This is a genomic window from Paraburkholderia sp. MM6662-R1, assembly GCF_050436245.1.
Taxonomy (GTDB): Bacteria; Pseudomonadota; Gammaproteobacteria; order Burkholderiales; family Burkholderiaceae; genus Paraburkholderia; species Paraburkholderia tuberum.
In genome coordinates this window covers 1238576-1259431 of sequence record NZ_JBNDLV010000004.1, presented here as the reverse complement: position 1 = coordinate 1259431, position 20856 = coordinate 1238576, and the positions used below count along the sequence as shown (strand labels likewise).

18 protein-coding genes and 1 pseudogene are annotated in these 20856 nt (G+C 65.2%); 12 read left to right on the top strand and 7 right to left on the bottom strand.

From position 1 onward, the window contains the following. Positions 1–301 precede the first annotated feature (301 nt). Positions 302–436, top strand: coding sequence for a hypothetical protein (locus tag OKW39_RS35735; RefSeq protein ID WP_018424013.1), 135 nt, complete (start codon positions 302–304; stop codon positions 434–436). Positions 437–589: 153 nt separating this feature from the next. On the opposite strand, the gene OKW39_RS35730 is transcribed toward OKW39_RS35735, so the two are convergent. Then, positions 590–805, bottom strand: coding sequence for a hypothetical protein (locus tag OKW39_RS35730; RefSeq protein WP_013092833.1), 216 nt, complete (start codon positions 803–805; stop codon positions 590–592). A 291-nt stretch (positions 806–1096) separates the two neighbouring features. Between OKW39_RS35730 and OKW39_RS35725 the strand changes: the two genes are divergently transcribed. Beyond that, positions 1097–1651, top strand: a complete 555-nt coding sequence (locus tag OKW39_RS35725; RefSeq protein WP_187612490.1) for an NADPH-dependent FMN reductase — start codon at positions 1097–1099, stop codon at positions 1649–1651. Between the two features lie 104 nt (positions 1652–1755). Here the strand turns inward: OKW39_RS35725 and OKW39_RS35720 are convergent, their stop codons facing one another. Continuing rightward, positions 1756–2925, bottom strand: a complete 1170-nt coding sequence (locus tag OKW39_RS35720; RefSeq protein ID WP_429564785.1) for a hypothetical protein — start codon at positions 2923–2925, stop codon at positions 1756–1758. Positions 2926–3160: 235 nt separating this feature from the next. Continuing rightward, positions 3161–5455, bottom strand: coding sequence for a response regulator (locus OKW39_RS35715; protein WP_429564784.1), 2295 nt, complete (start codon positions 5453–5455; stop codon positions 3161–3163). Between the two features lie 606 nt (positions 5456–6061). On the opposite strand from OKW39_RS35715, the gene OKW39_RS35710 reads away from it, so the two are divergent. The 4 genes and pseudogenes from OKW39_RS35710 to hpnD all read left to right on the top strand — a co-directional run. Continuing rightward, a complete protein-coding gene (locus tag OKW39_RS35710) occupies positions 6062–6427 on the top strand; it encodes a response regulator (RefSeq protein ID WP_429333150.1) in 366 nt (121 codons plus the stop codon). Continuing rightward, positions 6420–7043, top strand: coding sequence for a chemotaxis protein CheC (locus OKW39_RS35705; protein ID WP_184031036.1), 624 nt, complete (start codon positions 6420–6422; stop codon positions 7041–7043). The genes OKW39_RS35710 and OKW39_RS35705 overlap by 8 nt, the downstream gene beginning before the upstream one ends. Beyond that, positions 7040–7990, top strand: a complete 951-nt coding sequence (locus OKW39_RS35700) for a sensor domain-containing diguanylate cyclase (RefSeq protein ID WP_090808118.1) — start codon at positions 7040–7042, stop codon at positions 7988–7990. The genes OKW39_RS35705 and OKW39_RS35700 overlap by 4 nt, the downstream gene beginning before the upstream one ends. Before the next feature lie 314 nt (positions 7991–8304). Further along, positions 8305–8943: pseudogene (gene hpnD / locus OKW39_RS35695) on the top strand (presqualene diphosphate synthase HpnD); the annotation flags it as partial. 1 nt (position 8944) lies between these two features. Here hpnD and OKW39_RS35690 read toward each other — a convergent pair. Beyond that, on the bottom strand, positions 8945–9079 hold the full coding sequence (locus OKW39_RS35690) for a hypothetical protein (RefSeq protein ID WP_429565484.1): 135 nt from the start codon (positions 9077–9079) through the stop codon (positions 8945–8947). On the opposite strand from OKW39_RS35690, the gene hpnE reads away from it, so the two are divergent. The 5 genes from hpnE (at position 9078) to OKW39_RS35665 (ending at position 14808) form a co-directional block, all read left to right on the top strand. Then, positions 9078–10346: a hydroxysqualene dehydroxylase HpnE gene (hpnE, locus tag OKW39_RS35685; RefSeq protein WP_429564783.1), complete on the top strand. Its 1269-nt coding sequence runs from the start codon at positions 9078–9080 to the stop codon at positions 10344–10346. The genes OKW39_RS35690 and hpnE overlap by 2 nt on opposite strands. Next, positions 10343–12421, top strand: coding sequence for a squalene--hopene cyclase (gene shc / locus OKW39_RS35680; protein WP_429564782.1), 2079 nt, complete (start codon positions 10343–10345; stop codon positions 12419–12421). Before hpnE ends, shc begins: the two co-directional genes overlap by 4 nt. Positions 12422–12424: 3 nt before the next feature. Continuing rightward, positions 12425–13183 (top strand): phosphorylase, encoded by a 759-nt coding sequence (locus OKW39_RS35675; RefSeq protein ID WP_429564781.1) that lies wholly within the window; start codon positions 12425–12427, stop codon positions 13181–13183. A 784-nt stretch (positions 13184–13967) separates the two neighbouring features. After that, on the top strand, positions 13968–14339 hold the full coding sequence (locus tag OKW39_RS35670; RefSeq protein ID WP_429564780.1) for a CHAP domain-containing protein: 372 nt from the start codon (positions 13968–13970) through the stop codon (positions 14337–14339). Continuing rightward, a complete protein-coding gene (locus OKW39_RS35665; protein ID WP_184052756.1) occupies positions 14332–14808 on the top strand; it encodes a DUF3828 domain-containing protein in 477 nt (158 codons plus the stop codon). The genes OKW39_RS35670 and OKW39_RS35665 overlap by 8 nt, the downstream gene beginning before the upstream one ends. Positions 14809–15097: 289 nt before the next feature. Here OKW39_RS35665 and OKW39_RS35660 read toward each other — a convergent pair whose 3' ends face one another. Then, on the bottom strand, positions 15098–16117 hold the full coding sequence (locus tag OKW39_RS35660; RefSeq protein WP_187612498.1) for an MlaA family lipoprotein: 1020 nt from the start codon (positions 16115–16117) through the stop codon (positions 15098–15100). 2 nt (positions 16118–16119) lie between these two features. Continuing rightward, entirely contained in the window at positions 16120–18735 is a 2616-nt protein-coding gene (locus OKW39_RS35655) for an MMPL family transporter (RefSeq protein ID WP_429564779.1), read from the bottom strand. 211 nt (positions 18736–18946) lie between these two features. On the opposite strand from OKW39_RS35655, the gene OKW39_RS35650 reads away from it, so the two are divergent. Beyond that, complete coding sequence (locus tag OKW39_RS35650) at positions 18947–19549, top strand: MlaC/ttg2D family ABC transporter substrate-binding protein (protein ID WP_184057725.1); 603 nt, start codon at positions 18947–18949, stop codon at positions 19547–19549. Positions 19550–19691: 142 nt separating this feature from the next. Here the strand turns inward: OKW39_RS35650 and hpnH are convergent, their stop codons facing one another. After that, complete coding sequence (gene hpnH, locus OKW39_RS35645; protein WP_090808099.1) at positions 19692–20846, bottom strand: adenosyl-hopene transferase HpnH; 1155 nt, start codon at positions 20844–20846, stop codon at positions 19692–19694. Positions 20847–20856 lie beyond the last annotated feature (10 nt).

The window sequence follows — 20856 nt, the reverse complement described above, 5'->3', positions numbered from 1 at the left end:
TTGGCAATCGATGCCTGAGGAGCTTCGTCGCGCGGCGCGGCCGCTTATGACGCCGGAAATTAATTGTTGCAAGAAATGATATTTCGAGTCTGCGCGCGACGAGGCTGTTGGATCGCCATACGGGCCGATCAACGCGTCGCAGTCGACCACCAATTCAACGCATCGCACAATAGCGATTATTTCAATTTATAAAATAATGTCTTCTCATCTTCGCTGTTTGTGGACGCGGGCTCGCTCGCTATTCTTCACGCCATCGATCGCATCAGATCGCGCAACCCACACACAAACGAGGACGCACACCATGAAACGCATTTTCTCCGCCCTGATCGCTTCGGCCGCGCTGTTCGCAGCGGCTTCGGGTGTCGCTCACGCCGACGCTCCGGCTTCGACCTGCAACGGCCCGGCGTCGTACTGCAACGTATTTTTTGGCAACTGACCGGCACGTCGAAATACGCAGCAAGGAAGCATGAGAAAAGGGCGCCGGCAACGGCGCCCTTTCGTATTCCAGCATTCAGCATTCGGCCTGCATGGGGAGACGGCGGCGTCAAGCGGCCCCTTCTAGCCACGGCCGACGGACAAGCCGCGAGTCCTAGCGGCTCGGCGCCTTCCCTCCGCCATCGAGTCCGGCGCCCGTGCGCCACACCTGTTTGCCTTGTTCCGACAACTCGCCGCAGCTATGCGTGGCATCGGCTTCGACGCCGTCGACGGCCATCTCGCCGCCCGCCGGCTCCTGCGCGCGCTGCCGCGCTTTCTTGCGCGCGGCGACCGCTTCGTCGTGGGATTTTCCTGCATAGTCGAGACTCATGATCCGGTCCTCCAGAATGTCGATGGTGTCCCATTTGCCTCAGATCGCCCTGGCCCGAAGGCATGCTTGATTGGCAAGGCAAAAGTTCCACTTATCCACAAGGTTATTCAGCGAATCTGTGGATAACTTTTCGAGCCGCGAGGTTATCCACCGTTAGGTGCCGCAAGAATCCTTCCCGATCCGCTATGAGCTGGCCAAATCCGCCAGGGCCTGGGCGTTTCGCGCGGCTTTTGCCTATGATGGACAGTTCGTACTCTCTGCGCGTCGAGCGCCTTACCTGAGGAAGCGAACATGGCCTATCACATTGCAGTGGTCGTCGGCAGCCTGCGGCGGGATTCGTTCAATCGTCAGCTGGCTCAGGCGGTGATTTCCCTCGCTCCAGCCGATTTCACCTTCGAATACATCGATATCGGCTCCTTGCCGCTGTACTCCCAGGACTACGACGCCGACTATCCCGAAGCCGGCAAGAAGCTCAAGGCGCGCGTGCAAGCCGCGGACGGTCTGCTGTTCGTGACGCCCGAATACAACCGCTCGATACCGGGCGTGCTGAAAAACGCGCTCGACTGGGGCTCGCGGCCGTGGGGCACCAACTCGTGGGCCAACAAGCCCGGCGCGGTGCTCGGCACCTCGGTCGGTGCGACCGGTAGCGCGCTCGCTCAGCAGCATCTGCGCAACGTGCTCGCCTATCTCGACGTCGCGGCGATGGGGCAGCCCGAGGTGTTCATCAAGCACGATCCAGCGGTGATCAACGAAAAAGGCGAGATCGTCAACGACGGCACGCGCAAGTTCCTGCAGACGTTCATGGACCGCTACGTCACGTGGATCAAGCGGCACGGGGCGGTGTAGCCAAGCCTAAGCGCCGTTGACCGCGTCCTGACCATCCGCCGAAGCAACGCGAACACAGCGCGCGCCGCGTAAGGCGGCCGCGCTCGTGTCGCTCGGCGCATCGCCTACACGTGGTGATGGCCGGTCGCCCGCTCCCAGCCGTGACGCACCGCGAGCTTGAAGCGCTCCCACGTGCTGTCCGGCGACGTGGTTTCCCAATGGCGGCGTGCTTGGGGCTCGATCTCATCCCACGGACGATTGCGGAATCGCGCGTCGCGAGCGATCTCCGTGCCGTAGCGATAGGCCGGCACATAGTCTTCGTAGCGCGCGTTCGCGGCGGCGTACTGCTCGTCGTAGTGCGCGCGGAAATCTTCTTCGTACTCCAGATATTCGTTCGGCATCTGCGCGCCGGCACCGGTGCCCGGCTGCCCGCCTTCTGGGACGATGTCGGACGGTTGCATCACCGCGCCCGAACCTGGTACCGAGCCGGCGGCGATCGCGCGGCGTCCCGCATCGCCGGCGAGCGGATCGACGACGGGTTCGTTGACCGGATCGCTCATCGGCCGTTCGCTGATCGGCGGCGGCGCGAACGGCTTGGCGGCGGCGCCGATGTCCGCCGGCGGCATGGCGGCCAGCGGATCAGGGCGCGGGGCGGCGGGAGGGGGCATGGTGTCGGGTGCGGTCGTACCGGTCGCCGAAGTGGCGCCCGTCGCGCCGGCGATTCCGGTTGATTCGGTCATGGCCGCCGCACCCGCTGCGCCGCTGCTCGAACTCACGCCCGCTGCACCCGGTGTCGCAGTGGCGTCGCGCATCCCGGGCGTCGCACCCGCCTCGGTCGTTACGGTCGACGTGCGCGGCGTTCCCGGCATCACCGCGCCGATGCCCAGCTCATCGAGTATCGAGTGGTCGCGGTCGGTGGCGGCCGGCGTGTCCGCCTCGGGCGGGCGGTCGCCGATATCCGTCGCGCCGAGCCGTACGAGCGTATTGCGCGCCAGCTCCGCATGCGACTCGCTCGCCGCGTGGACGCACACGAGCACCGCGCCGCGCCGCATCGCCTCGGCATAACGCGCGGTGTCCGATGGGCGCGGCCCGGTCGAGAACAGGCTGGCGAGAAAGCGCTCGATATTCGCGAGCACGCCCGCGTTGGCGACTTCGCTGGTGGCCGAGCCAACCGAAGGTTCGGCGTTCGCCTGCAACTCGATCTTCTCGCGCGCAAAGCCGGTTTGCACGAGCGTGTCGCGGGCGGTTTCGGCCTGCATGTAAGTGTCGAATAAACCAATCACGGTATGTTGCATGGTTGTCTCCCGACATGTTCTGCTGGAAAGGGCGACGCACGCGGCGTCGTCCCCTTGCCGTGTGCAGGCAAGCAACCTTCATGCCCCGCACCGCCGCGCGGCGCCGCCGCGTCCCATGCCCAGCCGCGCTGCCCGGCGTGCTACGCATGACGCGGGCTCACGATGAAAAAAGCGCGGCGTGTAAGCGCCGCGCTTTTTACAAGGCCCGGTAAATGACGCCGGCACGGCGTGGACATCAGGTATCGGCCGGATGCGTGGCGGCATCGTTGTTCGTTTGCACGGCGTCGTGCTGGATCGTTTCGAGCAGTTGCTCCAGCAGTCCGATATCGAACGGCTTGGACAGCACGCGCACGTTCGCGTGCCGCGCGCGGTCGAGCTCTTCCGCGTAGCCGGTGACGAGGATGACCGGCAGCTGTGGGTCGAACCTGAGCACCGCTTCGGCCAGATCGATGCCGTTCATCTTGCCGGGCATGTGGATGTCCGACAGCACCAGATCGAACGGCAGCGGCTCGCCGGTGCTCGCGCGCTTCGCCCGGGCGTCGTCGAGTACATGCAGCGCCGTGTCGGCGTTGAACACGCAGGTGACCTGATGACCCATCATCTGCAGCAGCGCCTCGGTGCCGGCCGCGACTTCTTCGTTGTCCTCGACGAGCAGCACGCGCAGGCCCTGTGGCACGCCGCTTTCGGTCGCTAGCGCTTCTGCAGGCCCGGCCGTGTGCGGCTCGGTCGACGCGCGCGGCAGATAGAGCCGCACCGAGGTGCCCGCGCCGATCGCGCTGTCGATTGCCGCGAGCCCGCCCGAGCCCTCGCAGAACGCGAAGACCTGCGGCAACCCGAGTCCCGTGCCCATGCCTTTGGGCTTGGTCGTGAAAAGCGGCTCGAACGCGCGCGCGAGCACGTCGGGCGCCATGCCGCCGCCGGTGTCCTCGAGCGACAGTTGCACGAACTCGCCGGTCAGCGGAAAGCCGTCCTCGTGACGGAACACGACATTGCTCGCGCGCACCGTGAAGCGTCCGCCGTTGGCCATCGCATCGCGCGCATTGACGGCGACGTTGATCAGCGCGAGCTCGAGCTCGGCGACGTCGACGCGCACCGGCCAGGTATCGACGCCGCTATTGATCACCAGCGACACCTTCGCGCCGAGCGACGCGCGCAGCAGTTCGCGGCACGACGGCAGCCAGCGTTCGAGCGACAGCGTCTCGGTGCGCAGCGGCTGCTTGCGCGCGACGCCGAGCAGCTGCCGCGTCAGCGACTGGCCGCTCTTCAGCGCGCGCTCCATCGCCGACAGTTCGCGCTCCAGTTCGCCGACGCCGCGCCGTCGCACGATCTGCACGTTGGCCGACAGGATCATCAGCAGGTTGTTGAAGTCGTGCGCGACGCTGCCGACCAGCCTGCCGAGCGCTTCCATCTTGCGCGACTGGCGGTACGCGGATTCGATCGAGCGGCGCATCGATGCCTCGGCCTGCCAACGCTGCCACGCTTCCTCTTCGGCGCCGAGGCGGCGCAGCGACAGCCAGATCACGCACCACAGCGCGATCGACGGCGTGAACATCGACAGGACCAGCACGCTCAGGTGCTTGTACCAGGCGGCCCAGATCGCCGACGTGCGATAGCCGCACAGCACGTAGACCGGATACGAACCGACGTGCCGGAAGGCGACGATCAGGTTGCCGCCGGCGAAGCTCGAGCGCATCCGCACGACGCCGGAGCGCTGCCCCTGCCTGACCGCTTCGGCGAACGGCGAATCGGACCCGAGCGCGGTCGGCTCGCGTGGGCCGCGCGGGTAATGCGCGAGCACCGCGCCGTCGGTGCGCACGAGGCTCATGATGATCGGCGTAGCGTCGCTGCTGCCGAGCAACTCGCGATAGAACGCGTCGAAATAGCTGGGCCGCAGCGCGATCGACACGACGCCCGCGAACGAGCCATTGGGCGCCTGGCGCTCGACGCCCATGTTGAACACCTGCTCGCCGCTCACATGTCCCGTCATCACTTTCGACACGCGTTCCAGCACGTTGCCGTCGCGGATGCCGACGAAATCGTCGCGCTGGCCGACCGAATTTTCCGGCGACGGATACAGGCGGCTGCTCACGAGCAGCGCGCCCTGCTGGCCGAAGATCGACACCGAGGCTACCTGCGGATAGCCGCCGCCCATCGTGCGCAACTTGTCGTGAATCGTGTGTTCGCGCGCGCGAATGCCGTCGTCGTCGAGGCCGTCGGTCAGTTCGACGATGCGCGAGTTCAGCGTCTCGTTCATGTCGAACACCTTCAACGCGTGTTCTTCGGCGACCCGCACCGTGCGCAGCGCCAGATCGCTCGCGTCGGCCTCGCGCGAGCGCAGATCGGCGAATGCCATCGCCGCGACGTAGACGAACGGCAGCACGATCGCCGCGACCAGCAGCGCGATCAGCGTGATGCGACGCACCTGGAAATTCTGTTCCGGCACGGTGGGAAACGACGCGTCGTCCTGCTCGCGGGCAGGACGACGCGAAAGACGGCCCGCGCGGGCGGAGTCGACCCGGTCTGATGTCATTGTCGTTGACGCGAAAAGTCGTTCGGATGTGGCAGCCCCGTATCGGGCCGTTGCCGGCACCATGCCGCCCTCAGAACAAGCATAGACGCAGGACGGAATAATTTGCCGCAACGCGTTGGAGATGGGCGTCCGCCGTGCCGGCCGTTCTTTAAGAGCGGCTTTAAAACAGCGACGAATCGGGAAGCGCAAACGTACACAAAAGGATAAAGATAAAAGAATGTCGGCCCCGACGATAGATCTATTTCTGAAATTCGCCTAGCAGAGAAACAGATCGTTACCGTCAGCGATTCTGGCGAGTTGCTTTTGCGCGACTTTACTTCGACAATCCTCGTCACGATAAAAAGGGCCGTTGCCACCTCTGTGCGCCGGATCGTCAAGGTTAGCCAAACGCGTCCTGCTGCATTCGCGCCCCCTCTCGCCAAAGGCAATCGCAATTCGACAGGCGCCACTGTACCTGGTCGCGCATCGGTCGGCATCACGCGAAGGTGTGCCGCCCTCCGCTGTCGCGACGAACGAAATACGCACACAACCAGGCGCGGAAAGCGCGCAGACGAACCAGCCGATTCCTTTATCCGACCCGCCCAAACCGCCCGACCCGCCGTTGCCATGCTCCCCATTGTGATCGCCGACGATTCGCTGCTCGCCCGCAAGTTGCTCACGAAGGCACTGCCGCCCGACTGGGCAGTCGACGTGTCCTACGCGACGAACGGGCACGAGGCGCTCACGCTATATCGCGAGGGCAAGGCATCGGTGATGTTCCTCGACCTGACGATGCCGGACATGACCGGCTACCAGGTCCTCGAAGCGTTGCAGCAAGAGGACCTCAACACCTTCGTGATCGTCGTTTCCGCCGACGTGCAGCCGCTCGCCCAGCAGCGCGTGCGCGAGCTCGGCGCGATCGCGTTCATCGCCAAGCCGGTGACGCCGGAGGCGGTCCTGCCCATCCTCAAGGAGTACGGCTTGTATGTCTGAGCCCGCCTTCACCGAAGACCAGCGCGACGCGCTACAGGAAATCGCCAATCTCGCGATGGGCCGGGCCGCGACGCGGCTCGCGGGCCTGCTCGATTCGTTCATCGAACTGTCGGTGCCGCGCGTGCGGATGGTCGCGGTGAGCGACGCGGCGCGCACGCTGCGCGAGATGACCCATATCGACGACACGGTCAGCGCGGTGCGTCAGGGCTTTCGCTCGGACATCAAGGGCGAGGTGCTGGTGATCTGTCGCAGCGACAGCATCGCGCAGCTGTGTTCGCTCGTCCGCGACCCGTACGCGCGTTCGAGCTACGAGGAGGTCGGCGAGCGCGAACTGATGCTCGACGTCGCGAACCTGCTGTCCGGCGCCTGCGTGTCGTCGATACTCGACCAGCTCGGCCGCACGCCGGTGTTTTCCGCGCCGGGCATGCTCGGCGACACGCTGACGCTCGACGAAGTGTTCCAGCCCGGCGTGCTGCAATGGCAGGTGGCGCTGCTCGTCGAAGTGAATTTCGCGCTCGAACATCAGAGTTTTCGCGCGCATCTGGTGATGCTGATGGCCGAAGAATCAATCCGTCACATGAACGAAGCGCTCGATGCGCTGCTGTCCAGTATATGAACGTCTCCGTGGAATCGTTGAGCGACCTTGTGGTCGAGCGGGTCGGTTTTGGCATCTTCGTGCTCGACCGTGAACTGAACGTGCTGATGTGGAATCGCTTCATGCAGGACCATAGCGGCCTGTCGGCGGAGCAGGTGGTCGGCCACTCGATCTACCAGAACTTTCCGGAGCTGCCGCGCGTGTGGCTGTCGCGCAAGATCGAGAGCGTGTTTCAGCTCGGCAGCTTTGCGTTCAGCTCGTGGGAGCAGCGCCCGTATCTGTTCAAGTTCGATCACGACCGGCCGATCACCGGTGGGGTCGACTTCATGCAGCAGGACTGCACGTTCATGCCACTGATGCGCGGTCGTGAAGTGGTGGCCGTGTGCGTGACGATCTCCGACGTGACGCATGTGAGCATCGTGCAGCGCGAACGCGAGGAGGCAGTTGCGAAGCTGCAGGAGTACGCGAATCGCGACGGACTGACCGGCATCGCGAACCGGCGCTTTTTCGAAACGCGGCTGCGCGACGAGTTCACGCGCTGGCAGCGCTACGGCGGCGACATCTCGATGTTGCTGTTCGACCTCGATCACTTCAAGAAGATCAACGACCAGTTCGGTCATGGCGTCGGCGATACGGTGCTGCGTGTGATGGCGCAGCGCGTCGCCGGCGTGGTGCGCGCACAGGACACGTTCGGGCGCTTCGGCGGCGAAGAGTTCGCGCTGCTGCTGCCGTGCACGCCGCTCGACGACGCGATGCTGGTGGCCGAGAAGATCCGTCGCGTGATCGAGGAAACGCCGGTGGAGCTGATCGGCACCAGCGTGCCGGTCACGGCGAGCCTCGGCGGCGCGACGGCGCGCGCCGGGGTGCCCGCCTACGACGTGCTGATCAACGAGGCCGACGCGGCGCTCTATAGCGCAAAGCGTCAGGGCCGCAACTGCGCGGTCGCGTTCCGGCTCGCGGGAGCCTGATTCGCCAGCGGGGGCGGCGCGGTCGAGGCCGCCGCGCCCGGCGGCCTTCCTTCCCGTCCCCCTATTGACCGGCGAAACTGCGGTCACCGGCAAAGATTGCTATACTTTTCGCCGTTTCCGGCCGCCCAGCCGGATGTTTCGCGCGTGTCCGCGCGCGCGGGCCCACTGCCCTGCGGGTCGGCATAAAAACCTCTTTGAACGCCTTTCAGCGGGCGCCTCCAGCGGAGATCGTCTTGGCTGTTTCCAATCTTGTCGTGGACGATACTGAAACCGACGCCGCTGCCGCCACGTCCGGCAGCTCGTTTTATCTTGCGATGCGCATCTTGCCGGCGGCGCAGCGCGATGCGATGTACCAGGTCTACGCCTTCTGCCGCGCCGTCGACGACATCGCCGACAGCGACCGGCCGCGCGCCGAGCGCGCGGCCGGGCTCGAGCAATGGCGCGCCGAGATCGACGCTTGCTACGCCGGCCAGCCGCGCGCGTCGCTGCGCGCGCTGACGCGGCACATTCACACGTTTCATCTGCAACGCGAGGATTTTCACGCAATGATCGACGGCATGGCGATGGATGCCGCCGCCGACATCTGCGCGCCCGACGACGCCACGCTCGACCTCTATTGCGACCGCGTCGCGAGCGCGGCCGGCCGTCTGTCGGTGAGGATATTCGGGATGCGTGACGAGCCGGGCCGGCTGCTCGCGCACCATCTCGGCCGCGCGCTGCAGCTCACCAACATCCTGCGCGATATCGACGAAGACGCCGTCATCAACCGCTGCTATCTACCGCGCGAGCTGCTCGCGCGCGAAGGCATCGCGGCCACGGACCCGCGGCAGATCGCTGACGATCCGACGCTGCCGCGCGTCTGCGCGACGCTCGCCGAGCGCGCGAAGCAGCACTTCGCCGCGTCCGACGCAATCATGGATCGCGAGCCCCGCGCTCAGGTGCGCGCGCCGCGCATCATGTCGGGCGTCTATCGCGTGCTGCTCGAGCGCGCGCTGGAGCGCGGGCTTCGACGTTCCGCGCACGAAGGTCCGCAAGCCGAAGCTGCGCCTGCTGTGGATCGTCGCGCGTTACGCGCTTTTCTGAGCTGATGCCGAAGGTCGTCCACGTGGTCGGCGCGGGCGTGGCCGGGCTCGCCGCCGCCGTGCAACTGCAGCGGCGCGGAGCGCGGGTCGTGCTGCACGAAGCGCAGGATCACGCGGGCGGCCGCTGCCGTTCGTACTACGACGCGAAGCTTGGTGCGACGCTCGACAGCGGCAATCACATCGTGCTGTCGGCCAATGCCGCGACGCTCAACTACGTGCGCGCGATCGGCGCCGCCGACGAACTGGTCGGCCCCACGCAGCCCGAGTATCCGTTCGTCGATCTGGCCACGCGTTCGCGCTGGAGCGTGCGTCTGTCGCCGGGGAGTTTGCCGTGGTGGATTTTCGATGCGCACGCGCGCGTGCCGAACACGAGCCCGACCGATTACCTGTCGCTCGTGCCGCTGCTGTTTGCGAAACCGGGCCGCAGCGTCGCGCAGACGATGCGCTGTCACGGTCCGCTGTGGGAACGGCTGCTGCGGCCGCTGCTGCATGTGCTGCTGAATCTGGAGCCGCGCGACGCGTCGGCCGAACTGACCGGCGCGCTCGTGCGCGAAACGCTGCTCGCGGGCGGGCTCGCGTGCCGGCCGCTGGTCGCGCGTAATGGTCTTGGCAGCGCGTTCGTCGATCCGGCGCTGCGTCTGCTGCAACATGGCGGCGCGACGATCCGGCTCGGTTCGCGTCTGCGCGACATCACGTTCGCGGCCGACCCGGCCCGTGTGCAGACGCTGCATTTCGACGATGAGAGCATCGCGCTCGGCGCGAACGAGGCGGTGATTCTCGCGCTGCCGCCCGAAGCCGCGGTGGCTCTCGTGCCGGGCCTGCGCGCGCCGACGCGTTTCGCGGCCGTGCTCAACGTGCATTTCGCGGTCGAGCCGCCGTTCGGCTTGCCGCAGATCACCGCGCTGCTGAACGGAACGGCCGAATGGCTGTTTGCGTTCGACGACCGCCTGTCGGTGACGCTCAACGGCGCCGAGCGGCTCTTCGACACGCCGCATGACGTGCTGGCGGCGACCGTCTGGGCCGAGGTCGCGCAGGCGGTCAATCTGCCGGCCGCGCCGCTGCCGCGCTGGCAGGTGGTGATGGAATCGCGCGCGACGTTTGCCGCGCTGCCCGCGCAGGAGACATTGCGGGCGGGCACGCGCACTCGCTGGAACAATTTGCTGCTCGCGGGCGACTGGACGGCCACCGGCCTGCCCGCGATGCTCGAAGGCGCGGTCCGCTCCGGCCAGAAGGCCGCGGATACGCTGCTGAATCAACCGATGGAACGCAGATGAACGACTTATCTCACACCCAGCCGCTCGACGCGGCGCTGCCCGAAGCCGCCGATGCGGCGCCGGACCTGGCCGAAGCTGCCGTGGTTGCCAACGCGCCCGCCGTGGCGGACGCATTGGCAACCGCAACGCCGGCGCCCGTGCGGGGCGCGAGCCCGCTCGACGCATCGATCACGCGCGCGACCGATGCGATCCTGGCCGCGCAGCAGCCGGACGGCCATTGGGTCTACGAACTCGAAGCCGACGCGACGATTCCGGCCGAATACGTGTTGCTGGTCCACTATCTCGGCGAAACGCCGAACCTCGAACTCGAACAGAAGATCGCGCGTTATCTGCGCCGCATCCAGTTGCCGAGCGGCGGCTGGCCGCTCTTCACCGACGGCGCGCTCGACATCAGCGCGAGTGTGAAGGCGTACTTCGCGCTGAAGATGATCGGCGACCCGGTCGATGCCGAGCACATGGTGCGCGCGCGCGACGCGATCCTCGCGCACGGCGGCGCGGAACACGCGAACGTGTTCACGCGAATCCTGCTCGCCCTCTTTGGCGTGGTGTCGTGGCGCGCGGTGCCGATGATGCCGGTCGAGATCATGCTGCTGCCGGTGTGGTTCCCATTCCATCTGTCCAAGGTGTCGTACTGGGCGCGCACGGTGATCGTGCCGCTGCTGGTGCTCAACGCCAAGCGGCCGCTCGCGCGTAATCCGCGCAAGGTGCGCATCGACGAGCTGTTCCGCGGCGCGCCGGTGAACACCGGCATGAACGAGCGCGCACCGCATCAGCACGCGGGCTGGTTCGGCCTGTTCCGTTGTGTCGATTCGGTGCTGCGCGCGGTCGATGGGCTGTTGCCGAAGGGGACCCGCGAGCGCGCGATCCGCGCGGCGGTCGCGTTCGTCGACGAACGGCTGAACGGCGAGGACGGCCTCGGCGCGATTTTCCCGGCGATGGCCAACTCGGTGATGATGTACGACGTGCTCGGCTATCCGGCCGATCATCCGCATCGCGCGATCGCTCGCAAATCTCTCGACAAGCTGCTCGTCATCAAGGACGACGAAGCGTATTGCCAGCCGTGTCTGTCGCCGGTGTGGGATACGTCGCTCGCGGCGCACGCTTTGCTCGAAACCGGCGAAGCGCGCGCCGAACAGGCGGCCGAACGCGGGCTCGCATGGCTGCGTCCGCTGCAGATTCTCGACGTGCGCGGCGACTGGATTTCGCGCCGCCCCAACGTGCGGCCGGGCGGCTGGGCGTTCCAGTACAACAACGCGCATTTCCCGGATGTCGACGATACCGCGGTGGTCGCGATGGCGATGCACCGCTCGGCGGCGCTCACGCAATCCGATGTCGATCGCGAAGCAATTGCCCGCGCGCGCGAATGGGTGGTCGGCATGCAAAGCAGCGACGGCGGCTGGGGCGCGTTCGAACCGGAAAACACGCAGTACTACCTGAACAACATTCCGTTCTCGGACCACGGCGCGCTGCTCGATCCGCCGACCGCGGACGTGTCGGGCCGCTGTCTGTCGATGTTCGCGCAGATCGGCGAGCTGCCGCAAAGCAGCGAGCCGGCGCGGCGCGCGTTCGACTACATGCTGCAGGAGCAGGAGTCGGACGGCAGCTGGTACGGCCGCTGGGGCCTGAACTACATCTACGGCACATGGACCGCGCTGTGCTCGCTGAACGCGGCCGGCATGTCACGCGACGACCCGCGCATGCGGCGCGCGGTGCAATGGCTCGTGTCGATCCAGAACGACGACGGCGGTTGGGGCGAGGGCGGCGAGAGCTACAAGCTCGACTATCGCGGCTACGAGCGTGCGCCGAGCACCGCGTCGCAGACAGCCTGGGCGCTGCTCGGACTGATGGCGGCGGGGGAGGTCGATCACGAGGCGGTGGCGCGCGGTATCGACTATCTGCAGCGTGAGCAGCGCGAGCATGGGCTGTGGGACGAAACCCGGTTTACCGCGACCGGCTTTCCGCGCGTGTTTTATCTGCGCTACCACGGCTATCGCAAATTCTTCCCGCTGTGGGCGCTCGCGCGCTTCCGTCATCTGAAGCGCAATGGGCTCACGCGCGTCACGGTCGGGATGTGACGGATGTCCGTGTCGATGACGCCGTCCGTGGGAACGGGCGATAGCGGCTTGCCGGTGATCGTCGTGACGGGCATGGCGTTCGAGGCGCGCATCGCGCGCGGCGACGGCAGCGAGCGCGTCGAAGTCGTGTACGCGGCGCGCGCCGATCTGCTCGAGCGCGCGCTGAACGCCGCGGTCGCTCGCGGCGCGGCGGGGATCGTCAGTTTCGGCACGGCGGGTGGGCTCGCGCCGGATCTGCAGCCGGGCGCGCTGATCATCGCGGATGCCGTGCATGGGCCGTTCGGGCGGATCGACACGGATCGGCAATGGGCGGAGCGGATTGCCGCCGCCGTGACCAACGTCAGGACGGCCGAAGGGCTCGCGGGACGTCTGCGCCGTGGCGCGATGGCGGCGGTCGCCGCGCCGCTGATCACTGCTGAAGACAAACGCGCGCTGCACGAATCGACCGGCGCGCTCGCGGTGGATATGGAATCGCACATCGCTGGCGCGACCGCTGCCGCGCACGGTCTGCCGTTCGCCGTGTGTCGCGCAGTCGTCGATCCGGCCTGGCGCACGCTGCCGCCGGCCGCGACCGCTGGTTTGCGCGACGACGGCAGCACCGCCCTCGGGCCAATTCTGCGCGAATTGCTGCGGCAGCCGTCGCAACTCGGCGCGCTGCTGCGCCTCGCCGGCGATGCGCGCGCCGCGCGGACTACGCTGGTCGAGGCGCGGGAGGCCTTGGGGAAGGGCGGCGCGCTGCGGATCGCGGGCGTCAGCAGTTGAGCGACGGGGATGGCGGTTAGCCATCCCGACTGCGTCTGGGGCCGGCAGCAAGTCGCTAGCGTGGGCGTGACCTACCCCTGGAGCGGCGACTCGAGTCTTCGCCCAGGTCCCTTAGGCGGTTGTGCAGCCGCTGGTTATCTGCGTAAAGCCCCGCAAATGCCAGTATGAACAGTAGCAGCGGAAACCACTGGCCGCTGTAGCGAATCAGCGCCCATGCGATCGCCGCACAGGCGATAGCGGCGAGCAGAAGCGCCACTTTATCGACGATCCAATTCATACCAATTCCGCTCGATGGAGCGCCAGACAGGCGTAGTGCCGGCGCGCTGGCCTATTTGTCAGCACTTCCGGATGGCGATGGATGAATGCCAGCATGGTCTGTGGAACGACCAATCCGAGGCGATCAATTGTAGTGAGGCGGCGCGTTCGCTGATTCAATGGCTTTGGTGTCCCATGTTCCGAGTCGCACGTCTTCTGCCCGCATGCGTAGGGTCAGCGGCACCAGGTCCGCCTGCACGGCGGTCCCAGATATTGGTGTCAATCACGGCAGCCTGTCCTCGGGTAGCACCAGGCGGCCGAATGAATACCGGTTATTGCTCACAATGTTCACCGGTTAAATAGGGAAAATTCTAGCCGATGAATGCCCGTTTTTATTTTGGGATAGCATTCTCCATAATAAAAATGGTGAATCTAATTGTAAATTCTGGTCACATTCCGTATTAATAATTGACTTGCCCATCGAGTGGCGATAGTTATCAGGCTCCTCTTCTTAAGGAGCCTGATAAAAATGGCATGGGACAAAACCGGCGCGGTACGATACCTGCAAGCTAACGCTAGGCTATCGAGCCAGAGCCGATGCGCGGAGTACACCAGGCGTGCGATTGAAGCGGGAGGACTGCGGATTACGCATACGGCGTCCGCGAAAGATTACGGCTCGTCGCTCGTGGGAGCGGGGTTTCACGAGGTGGATGGCACTCCGCAGCGCGGCGACGTGGTAGTTATTCAGGCCATTACGGGTCATCCATACGGCCACATGGCAATGTTTGACGGCCAGATATGGATATCGGATTTCGACAATTGCATGGGTTTTATCCGGGTCAGGCCTATCGAACCATCAAACCTGCATACAAAATATTTCGGCACGACTGACAATGAGTAAATTTCTTTTGCGCGTTTTTGCCTCACTGGCTCTTGCGTTGGTACTCGAGCCGGGTGTAACCACCGCAGCGACTCCGGATACACCAGAAGCCGCAGTGAAGGCGTTTTACACTTGGTATTTGCAGCGGGAGGGCAGCGTTTATCAACTGACGGATAGCCACATTTACAACTATGTGGCAAAACCGACGGTCGATAATCTGCGGGACGACTATCGCCACAAACGCTTGCCGGGCGGTGCGGACTACTTCACGCGGGTGCAAGACCTCGATCCGCAAATATGGCTCACAACGATGACTTTGCATCCGGCAATCGCGCTCGGCGGGACGGCGGTAATTCCAGTGACGTTCGGGTTAACGGAAAAACAGAATCTCGTCGTGTTCGTCGCAAAGGAAAACGGGCATTGGCGGATAACCAAGGTAGAGGACACAACCGGCTATCAGGGATTCCACCAGTATGACCCGATGGATTAGGGAATACGTTCCCAACCTGCCCGCCCGCTGTCGAGCGGGCTTTTTTCCGTCGGCGCTGCATGGCCGCACGAGTATCCGTTCCGCGGACGAGCAGTTCGCTCACTATCGCGCGAACTCCAAGCCGGTACCGCAAACGGCACCCGTCAGGGCCGTCGAGGAAGGGTGACGTTTGGCTGTACTTCAGCGTGGGGCGCCCATCTAGGGCGCCCCGCTGTGCCTTGTAGCGCTGGACTGAAGCGCCAGGGCACGGCGGCCGGCCCGGCGGCCGGTTCCCAGATCCCCTGGAGCGCTATTGCGGGGCCGACGCCGGCTCAGCAGGCACGGCTGGCGTAGCGCCCGCGCCACTGTCACCCGGATCGGTGTAGTTCGGCAGATCCCCGCTGGGCGCGTTGGTCGCTCCACCGGAAGCCCCATTGGGCGCCGGCGAGGACTCACCCGGATCGTTGTAATTCGGCAGCGCACCGGGCGCGCCCTTGGCCGCGCCGCCCGCTCCCGAAGCGCCATTGGGCGTCTCGCCCACATCGCCCGGATCGGAGTAATTCGGCAGGCCGCCCGCCGGCGCGCCTGCCGCTGGGGCGGCAGCCGGGCCCGTATCGCCCTGATCGTCGTAGTTCGGCAGCGGCGGAGGGTTATTGCTCGTGCCGCGCAGCCGCGCGAGGCGCTGCTGCACATAGGCATCACGCACGAACGAGTACTTGTCGAGCGCAGCCTGCTCCAGAAGGCTGGTCGCGCCGAGCAGATCCGCACGTGTGCTCACGAACTGCAGCACGTACAGCGGATTGCGGGTCGCGGGTTCGATATAGTTCAGCGGATTGAACTTCACATCGACGACGAGCCCCATGCTGTCGCGCACCGTGCTCGGCCCGAACAGCGGCAGCACCAGATACGGACCCGACGGAATGCCCCAATGCCCGAGCGTCAGACCGAAGTCCTGATGATGCTTGGGCAGACCGGCCGGCGTCGCCCAGTCGAGCAGGCCGCCAATGCCAAACACCGAGTTGAACGCGAAGCGCATGATGTCTTCGGTCGCATCGGTGATCTTCAGTTGCAGCAGCGCGTTTGCGGCGTTGGTGAGGTCGCCGAGGTTCGAAAAGAAATTGCTGACGGCGGTGCGCAGCGGCTGCGGCGTCACTTTCTGGTAGCCCTTCGCGACCGGCACCGCGATATAGCGATCGACTCCGTCATTGAAGTTGAAGATCACCCGGTTCACCGGCTCGAACGGATCGCCCGGCTTGCGATCCGGAGCGGTCGCGCAGCCGGAAATGAGACCCGCGGCGGTGAGCGCCAGCGCGGTGTTACGCAGCTTCATGCTTATATTCCTTTTTGCTTCCCGCGACGTTGACGCGGCTTGCCCATCAGCACCGGCTGGAAAACCACCGCTCCGATCAGCGTGCAGAACAGCGAAAGCACGAGCAGCCTCCCCATGCTGGACGTGCCCGGATGGTGCGACAGCCACAGGCTACCAAACGCGGTGGCCGTTGTGGCGGCGCTGAACAGCACCGCATGCGTGAGGCTCGACTGCAACAGGCCGGTCTGGCCGTGGCGCCACGCCATCACGAAGTAGATCTTGAACGCGACGCCCACGCCGAGCATCAGCGGCAGCGCGATGATGTTCGCGAAGTTCAGCGGCATGCCGAATACCACGCACAGTTCGAGCGTGACGATCGCCGACACCAGCAGCGGCACCAGCGTGCGCAGCACGTCGCCGACACGGCGCAGCGCGATCCACAGCAGCACGGCGATCGACAGCAGCGCATAGACGGCCGCCTCCAGGAACGCCTTGATGATCGTGTTGGCCGAATGCAGGATCGAGATCGGTCCGCCGATCGCGCCCGGCTCCGCCCTCTTCACCGCGTGCGCGAAGCGCGCGAGCATCTGATCGTCGTTTGGATCGACGCCGGGCGGCACCTTCGGCGCGATATCGACGAGCGCATGACCGCCCTTGCCGATCCACATCGCGGTGATGCCTGGCGGCAGGGTCTGCTGGGTTATTTCGGTCGGCTGCAGAAGGTTCTCAAGCTGCTTCAAGGCGATGCGCAGCGTGTCGGACATCGCGACTTCGGCGCGGTCGCGCGTGGCGGCGTCGGCGGCGGCGAGCTTTTGCAAGGTCGCGGACAGGTGCTGCGCATCCGCCGCGCCCGGGCCCGGATGGTCCTCGGCCGCGAGCGACAACTGATTCGCCGCGCGCTTCAATGCGGCGACGCGCAACTCGTCGGTGGCTTGCGGCGCGGGCTGCTGTTGCAGCGCCGGCAGCAGCTGTTGCGCGGCGCTTGCGATCAGCATCATCTTCTGCTGCTGGTCGGCCGGCACGAAGGTGCTCAACGTGTTGACGCGGCCCACTTCCGGCAGCTTGCGCAGTCGCTCGGCCATCGCGTCGGCGTCGGCAAGCGACGGCGCCAGCGCCTGCACGTTGTTCACCGCGGCTTCGGGCGAATCCTTCAGCGACAGCAACGTTGCCATCGACTCGGTGTGCGGGTCCTTCAGATGCAGCGGATTGAAGTCGAAACGCAGGTGCGTGAGCAGCGGTGTCGCGCCGATCACGATGAGCAGCGTGCCGATCAACACCGGCTTGCGATGGCGGTCGAGGAAGTCGTCGACGGGCTCGAGCTGCTTGAAACCGGGCGAGGCGACTTCGCCCGGCGGATTGAAGAGCTTCAGCAGCGCTGGCAGCAGGGTCATGTTGGTGAAGTACGCGACGAACATGCCGACGCCTGCGATCTGGCCAAGCTCCGACACGCCGCGATAAGCGGTCGGCAGGAACGAGAAGAAGCTCAGCGCGACTGCCACGGCCGCGAGCGTGAGCGGCACGCCGATGCTGTGCGCGGTGTGCATCAGCGCGGCCGACAGCCGGTCGTCGCGGTTGCGCTCCTCGCGATACTTGACGCCGAACTGCACGCCGAAATCGACGCCGAGCCCGACGAACAGCACCATGAACGCGACCGAAATCATGTTGAGCGCGCCGACCATCAACAGGCCGAGCGCGGCCGTGATCGCGAGGCCGACGAACAGCGTGATGAACACGGCCGCGATCATGCGGCCCGAGCGCAGCGCGAGCCACAGAATGATCAGGACGACGATGAAAGTGCCGATGCCGTTCAGCACCGCACCGTCCTCCACTGACGCGAACTCCTCGTCGGCGAGTGGCTGCTCGCCGGTCAGGCGGATCGTCGCACCGTAGCGCTGCTGGAGATGCAGCGAGACCGCGGTTGCGCGAATCGCCCTCGACGCGCTCGCGCCCGGCTCCAGCGCGTCGTAGTTGACGACCGGATGCACGACGACAAACGAACGCGCCGGATTGGTGGCGGCGCTTTTATCGACGAGAGCGCGCCACGAGAACGCGGCGGGCTGGCCGGCCAGCACGCGATCGAGCGTGTTCGCGCTTTGCGCAAGCAGCCGGCTCATGTCAGGGAGTTTGACCTGGCCGAGTTGCAGCGGCAGCAGCAGGGTCGTAGTCAGCGTGCCGGCGAGACCGGTCAGGCTCGGATCATGCGCAAGTTGATTGACGAGCGGGCGCGACTGCACGAGTTGCGAGGTGGTGGACATCACCTCGTCGGTGGACAGAAACAGCAGGCCGTTGTGTTCGAAGAAGGGGCCGCCGGCGGGCTGCGAGACCGACGTGAACTCCTTCGGATCGGCTCTGAGCGCGGCGGTCAGCGCGTCGGCGGCGGCGTCGGCGAATTCGGGCGCGCGCGCCTCGACCACCACCAGCACGGTGTCGCCACGGTCGGGGAAGGCGGCGTCGAGCGCGTTCTGGACTGCCGCCCATTGCTTGTCGGTCTCGACGAGACGGCTGATGTCCGTGTTGATCTTGAAGTTATGCGCGACGTATATGCCGCTCAGGACAGCGAGCACGATCGACAGCGCGATGATCCTCAGCGGATGACGCACCGAATACGCGACGAGACGGACGATAGATGACTTCAGCATGTAGGCGGACGTGGCCTTATCACGGGTGTTGTTTTTGACGAAGGTGCATAAGTATACAGAGCCCGGGCAAGCAAGCCCGACTTCGGTAGCAAGTACGGCTCCTGACGGCTTCGTCCGGATGGGAACGTAATCCCCGCTATACTGGTGTACCCCTCTTTAGCCGCGGGGCTGCGGCCCGTCGGCGCTACTTCTTTCGAGTCATGACAAGCGTATGAAACGATATCTGACTGCTTTTGTGGCTGCGGCCGTGGTATCCACGGCGGCGTTTGCGCAGAGCGCACCCGACGCGGTGGTAAAAAGTGCAGTCCAGGGCACGGTGGCTGCAATGAAGGCTGACCCGCAGGCGCGCGGCGGCGACATGGCGCAGATCACCCAGGTCGTCCAGACGCACTTCCTGCCCGCCACCGACTTTCAGCGCACCACACGTATCGCGGTAGGCAAGCCGTGGGCGACCGCGACGCCGGAGCAGCAGAAGCAACTGTACGAGCAGTTTACGCTGCTGCTCACGCGTACCTATGCCGCATCGCTGTCGCAACTGCGCGACCAGGACGTGAAGTTCCAGTTTGCGCCGGTCAGCGTGCAAGGCGGCGCGACCGACATCGTCGTGCAATCGCACGTGATCAGCAACGGCGGCGATGACGCGATCGACTACCGGCTCACCAAGGGGCCGTCGGGCTGGAAGATCTATGACATCAACATGATGGGCGCGTGGCTGATCCAGGTGTATCAGACGCAGTTCGCCGACCAGATCGCCAAAGGCGGCATCGACGGGCTGATCAAATTCCTGACCGCGCATAATGCGCGCGGCGCGTAAGCGGGTCGGTCGACAGAAGTTTCAATCGGTAAAAGCAAAGCGCGGTGGCCTTGATTGGCCACCGCGCTTTTTTTCGAGTTGCTTGCGCTAACGATCTGGCGCAATACAGAGGCGGCGCGCGGCCGCTCTCCTGTCGAACGCCTCAGTGCGCGGCCGTCGCGGTCTCCACCTTCTTGCCCTTGCCGGCGCGCGTGATTTCTTCGAGCTTGATCTCGACGTGACGCGAGAACACGAACTCGGCGGGACGCTGCTTGTCGAGCGGAATGTCCTGCGCGAACGCGCCCGTGGTTTTCGGGCCGCGCATGCTGACCTTCAGCGCCTTCAGCGGATGCGCAACCGTGTCCATCACGGCCGTCGCTTCGAAACCGCAGTGGACCATGCAGTCCGCGCACTTCTCGTAGTTGCCGGTGCCGTACTTGTCCCAGTCCGTGGTTTCCATCAGTTCCTTGAAGGTCTTCACGTAGCCTTCGCCGACCAGATAGCACGGTTTTTGCCAGCCGAACACGGTACGCGCCGGGTTGCCCCACGGCGTGCATTCGTAGGTCTGGTTGCCCGCGAGGAAGTCGAGGAACATCGCCGACTGGCTGAACGACCAGTTCTTGCCGTTGTTGCCGCGCTTGAAGATTTCGCGGAACAGCTGCTTGGTCTTGTCGCGGTTCAGGAAGTGCTGCTGATCCGGCGCGCGCTCATACGCATAACCCGGCGATACCGTGATGCCGTCGACGCCCATCGGGCCCAACGTGTCGAAGAACTTCGCCACGCGTTCCGGCTGCGCGTCGTTGAACAGCGTGCAGTTGATATTCACGCGGAAGCCGCGGCGCTTCGCTTCGCGGATCGCGGCCACGGCCTTCTCGTACACGCCTTCCTGCGACACCGAGTGATCGTGCGCTTCCTTGTCGCCGTCAAGATGAACCGACCACACGAAGTACGGATTCGGCTCGTAGTCGTCCATCTTCTTTTCCATCAGCAGCGCGTTCGTGCACAGGTACACGAACTTCTTGCGCGCCATGATGCCCTTGACGATCTGCGGCATTTCCTTGTGCAGCAGCGGCTCGCCACCCGCGATCGACACGACCGGCGCACCGCATTCGTCGACGGCCTGCAGGCATTCTTCCAGCGACAGACGCTGGTTCAGAATCGGATCCGGATAGTCGATCTTGCCGCAGCCATTGCAGGCGAGATTGCAGCGAAACAGCGGCTCCAGCATCAGGGCGAGCGGATAGCGTTTGTTGCCGGAGAGATGCTGGCGCATGATGTATGCGCCGACGCGGACTTTCTGTAGCAGCGGAATAGACAAGGCGTCCTCC

Excerpts from the sequence above, each read along its gene's own strand:
- OKW39_RS35670 (WP_429564780.1), top strand. The coding sequence starts at position 13,968 with ATGGCATGGGACAAAACCGGCGCGGTACGATACCTGCAAGCTAACGCT.
- OKW39_RS35725 (WP_187612490.1), top strand. The coding sequence starts at position 1,097 with ATGGCCTATCACATTGCAGTGGTCGTCGGCAGCCTGCGGCGGGATTCG.
- OKW39_RS35730 (WP_013092833.1), bottom strand. The coding sequence starts at position 805 with ATGAGTCTCGACTATGCAGGAAAATCCCACGACGAAGCGGTCGCCGCG.
- OKW39_RS35715 (WP_429564784.1), bottom strand. The coding sequence starts at position 5,455 with ATGACATCAGACCGGGTCGACTCCGCCCGCGCGGGCCGTCTTTCGCGT.
- OKW39_RS35650 (WP_184057725.1), top strand. The coding sequence starts at position 18,947 with ATGAAACGATATCTGACTGCTTTTGTGGCTGCGGCCGTGGTATCCACG.
- OKW39_RS35665 (WP_184052756.1), top strand. The coding sequence starts at position 14,332 with ATGAGTAAATTTCTTTTGCGCGTTTTTGCCTCACTGGCTCTTGCGTTG.
- OKW39_RS35720 (WP_429564785.1), bottom strand. The coding sequence starts at position 2,925 with ATGCAACATACCGTGATTGGTTTATTCGACACTTACATGCAGGCCGAA.
- OKW39_RS35735 (WP_018424013.1), top strand. The coding sequence starts at position 302 with ATGAAACGCATTTTCTCCGCCCTGATCGCTTCGGCCGCGCTGTTCGCA.
- OKW39_RS35655 (WP_429564779.1), bottom strand. The coding sequence starts at position 18,735 with ATGCTGAAGTCATCTATCGTCCGTCTCGTCGCGTATTCGGTGCGTCAT.
- OKW39_RS35710 (WP_429333150.1), top strand. The coding sequence starts at position 6,062 with ATGCTCCCCATTGTGATCGCCGACGATTCGCTGCTCGCCCGCAAGTTG.
- shc (WP_429564782.1), top strand. The coding sequence starts at position 10,343 with ATGAACGACTTATCTCACACCCAGCCGCTCGACGCGGCGCTGCCCGAA.
- OKW39_RS35705 (WP_184031036.1), top strand. The coding sequence starts at position 6,420 with ATGTCTGAGCCCGCCTTCACCGAAGACCAGCGCGACGCGCTACAGGAA.
- hpnE (WP_429564783.1), top strand. The coding sequence starts at position 9,078 with ATGCCGAAGGTCGTCCACGTGGTCGGCGCGGGCGTGGCCGGGCTCGCC.
- OKW39_RS35660 (WP_187612498.1), bottom strand. The coding sequence starts at position 16,117 with ATGAAGCTGCGTAACACCGCGCTGGCGCTCACCGCCGCGGGTCTCATT.
- OKW39_RS35700 (WP_090808118.1), top strand. The coding sequence starts at position 7,040 with ATGAACGTCTCCGTGGAATCGTTGAGCGACCTTGTGGTCGAGCGGGTC.
- OKW39_RS35675 (WP_429564781.1), top strand. The coding sequence starts at position 12,425 with ATGTCCGTGTCGATGACGCCGTCCGTGGGAACGGGCGATAGCGGCTTG.